This is a genomic window from Nostoc sp. CHAB 5715, from assembly GCF_020829685.1.
Taxonomy (GTDB): domain Bacteria; phylum Cyanobacteriota; class Cyanobacteriia; order Cyanobacteriales; family Nostocaceae; genus Nostoc.
In genome coordinates this window covers 1-3597 of the sequence record NZ_JAIVFR010000788.1, presented here as the reverse complement: position 1 = coordinate 3597, position 3597 = coordinate 1, and the positions used below count along the sequence as shown (strand labels likewise).

The window sequence follows — 3597 nt, the reverse complement described above, 5'->3', positions numbered from 1 at the left end:
CGTCCGGTTAAACACAAGTCAATTGCGAACGGAGTGAAGCAATCGCTCCAGACGTTGTGATTGCTTCGTTTCACTTCGTTCCACTCGCTTTTGACTTATCACAAGTAATTTATCGGACATGATATGACCTGTGTTTTAAAAGGAGAGAGGCTTTGAGGCTTACTCCCCAACCCTTGTAGCGTTGGGGCTGTTCTTGTTAGGTCTGTATTTCATGCAATTGAGAAGCGCTACAAATTTTACATATCATATATAAACAATGGGTTCCTACTTTCGGTTTCAAAAGCTTTTTTTCATATTATTTACCTGCATTAGCATTACTCCACTCGCAGTATTTGCACAATCGATACCCCCACCCGGAGTAACAATTCCCCCCGATACACCAAGGAAAGTCGAAGAAACTATACCCCAACCATCATCACCAACCCTTCCTCCCACACCACCGACGCCAACTCCTCCTATACTCCCATCACCCCCAGAGGAAAATCTACCCGAAACAACTTTTCCTAGTGGTGAAAGTTTCTTTGTCAAAGAAATTCAAGTCACAGGCTATTCTGTTTTAGAAGATGAAATCATCAAATTAAAACAGCCCTTAGAAAATAAAAAAATCACATTTGAGCAATTATTGCAACTGCGATCGCAAATCACCGAACTCTATGTTACAAAGGGCTATATCACCAGTGGTGCATTTATTCCCAACAATCAAAATATCGCTAGCGGTGTTGTGCAAATCCAAATTGTGGAAGGCGAACTCGAAGGAATTTCAATATTAGGGCTACAAAGATTACAAACTTTATACGTGCGTTCCCGGATTAAACGCTTTGCGAGTAAGCCTTTAAACCAGAAAAGCCTCGAACAAGCGCTGCAATTATTACAACTTGACCCGGTGATTGAACGAGTTAATGCTGAGTTAACCGCAGGTAGCACCCCAGGTAATAATATTTTACAGGTGATAATTACCGAGTCGCCAGCATTTCACGCTGGGGTAATCTTTGCAAATAACCAATCACCTAGCGTTGGTTCAGAACAAGGGAGTATTTTTATTGCTCACGATAATTTTTTAGGGTTTGGGGATAAATTTAATGCTGAATATGCTAGTAGTGAAGGTTTAGACATTTACAATATTAATTATTCTATTCCCTTTAATGCCTTAGATGGAACCATTGGTGTCCGTTACAGCAACAGTGCTAGCCGTATTATTGAAAGCGAATTTCGTGAATTGAATATCCGCAGCGAAGCCGAAACCCTTTCTTTTAACGTCCGTCAACCGCTAATTTACACACCAAATAACGAATTTGCTCTCTCGTTAGCATTCGATTTACGGCGCAGTCAAACCTTCATACTCAATGATATGCCCTTCTCCTTTACCCAAGGCCCCGAAAATGGAGAATCAAAAGTTACAGTAATTCGCTTTTCTCAAGATTGGTTACAACGTAATGCTAACAGTGTTCTAGCAGCGCGATCGCAATTTAGTATTGGGATTGGTGCAATAGATGCAACCGTCAACAATAGTGGTACTGACGGGCGTTTTTTTAGCTGGATTGGACAATTTCAATGGGTACAACAGCTATCTCCGCGCATCTTGATGCTAGCCAAAGTTAACACTCAACTTACTCCTGATTCTTTACTTTCGTTAGAAAAAATTAGCATTGGGGGAGTTGATACAGTGCGCGGTTATAGTCAAAATCAACTTGTTGCTGACAATGGGGTAGTTGGAGGTGTGGAAGTTCGTATTCCCCTAGCATCGAATGTGGAAACCTTACAGCTAATACCATTTTTTGACATCGGTACAGCTTGGAACAATCGCAGTATTAATGCCGACCAGCAAACTATTGCTAGTTTAGGGTTAGGCTTGAACTGGCAACCTTTTAGCGGTTTGGTATTGCGTGCAGACTATGGTATACCATTAATCGGAACAAGCGATCGCGGTAATTCACTGCAAGATAATGGCTTTAATTTTTCAGTGCGCTATCAGCCGTTTTAATATTAAACATAAGTAGAGTGGCATGAGAAGGAGTCAGAAGACAGAATTCAGAATTCAGAATACCCCATGCCTGAAGTCAGGGGTAACCAGTCACGGAAAGAATTTTTTCTTCTCCAGGATTACAGCTATTTTCAGGTAAATAGACCACGCGGTAGGGGCACGAGCCAGCTCATACGTGTCAACTTAAGCTAAAAATCGCTTATCTGTTGGCTTCCACGCCCGCCTCGAACTAAAGTTCAAGGCTAAAAGCTAAAGTCTACTGAAGTAGACTAAAGATTTTTTGCTATATTTAGTCATCAAAAGATGACTAAATATAGCAAGGAACTTCAGTTCCTTGCGGGACATGGCTTTTACGTTAAGTTGACACCAATGAGCAATGCTGTGCCCTTACGACAGATGTGGTTCAAATACATGAAAACTGCTGTAAAATCGCTTGCTCTAAACCTCGATTCTCCATCCAGTCGCACAGAATCCATGCTGGATTCTGGCTCCTGAATTCTTCTTCGGTAAATAATAAAAGGTTCGTAGTGTTCGCGTAGCAACTTCCGCTTTCCCTGTAGCAACTTCCGCTTTCCCTGTAGCAACTTCCGCCTTCCCTGTAGCAACTTCCGCCTTCCCTGTAGCAACTTCCGCCTTCCCTGTAGCAACTTCTGCTTTCCCTGTAGCAACTTCTGCTTTCCCTGTAGCAACTTCCGCTTTCCCTGTAGCAACTTCCGCTTTCCCTGTAGCAACTTCCGCTTTCCCTGTAGCAACTTCTGCTTTCCCTGTAGCAACTTCCGCCTTCCCTGTAGCAACTTCCGCTTTCCCTGTAATATCATGTCCGGCTAAATACTTGTCATTACGTTCGCTCTTAGCGTTCCCGTTCGCGCAGCGTCTCCGTCAGGAGAAGGGTACGCAGCGATAGCGGAGTGAAGTAATCGCAGAGTCAAAGGGAATTGCTTCGTTCCACTCCGTTCCACTCGCAATGACATATTGTAAGTGATTAAGCGGACATGATATAAAACAGCACCTTTGGACGATAGACAAGCGAATATTCGTTAATTATGCAGTTTTCTGCAATGGAGCGATCGCATTCGTGCATTCTCCAGGTAGCAAAACTGCACGCAAACAAGCAGAAAAGGTGGATGTGTAACCTTAACTTCTAATTTAATGTATAACTCATCGCCAACAGTAATATTACTGAGAGCGTACCAATGAGGTGATGGAAGATTTATCCAAATACCTTTGCCTTAACTCGATTTAAATCAAGGAGAAACTCAAATGGCTATTATTAATGGCAGCTTTTTCAGCGATACACTCTTTGGCACCGACGGTGACGACGTGATCGCTGGCTACCCCGTTGGTTCTGGTTTGTTTGATTACGACGGCTACGATACATTATTTGGCTTTGCTGGCAACGATATATTGTTCGGCGGCAATCAGGATGACATCCTTTATGGCGGAGATGGTAACGATATCTTGTCCGGCTCTGGAAACGGTGGCTTAGTAGAATTCGACACTCTGGTTGGTGGTGCTGGTTCTGATACTTTCGTTATTGGCAGTTCCTTCGGTGTTGAATACCTAGGTCTTGGTTACGCTACCATTACTGACTGGAACCCCTCTTCTGATTTCATTCT

General features: G+C 43.0%; 3 protein-coding genes. 2 read left to right on the top strand and 1 reads right to left on the bottom strand.

The genetic code is table 11. The features are described from left to right. Positions 1-256: 256 nt before the first annotated feature. Positions 257-1981, top strand: a complete 1725-nt coding sequence (locus LC574_RS31250) for a ShlB/FhaC/HecB family hemolysin secretion/activation protein (RefSeq protein WP_229457459.1) — start codon at positions 257-259, stop codon at positions 1979-1981. A gap of 350 nt (positions 1982-2331) precedes the next feature. Here LC574_RS31250 and LC574_RS31245 read toward each other — a convergent pair whose 3' ends face one another. After that, positions 2332-2799, bottom strand: coding sequence for a hypothetical protein (locus tag LC574_RS31245; RefSeq protein WP_229457458.1), 468 nt, complete (start codon positions 2797-2799; stop codon positions 2332-2334). A 442-nt stretch (positions 2800-3241) separates the two neighbouring features. Here LC574_RS31245 and LC574_RS38610 point away from each other — a divergent pair. After that, positions 3242-3597 (top strand): calcium-binding protein (locus LC574_RS38610; RefSeq protein ID WP_368736758.1); only part of this gene is annotated, 356 nt, incomplete at its 3' end.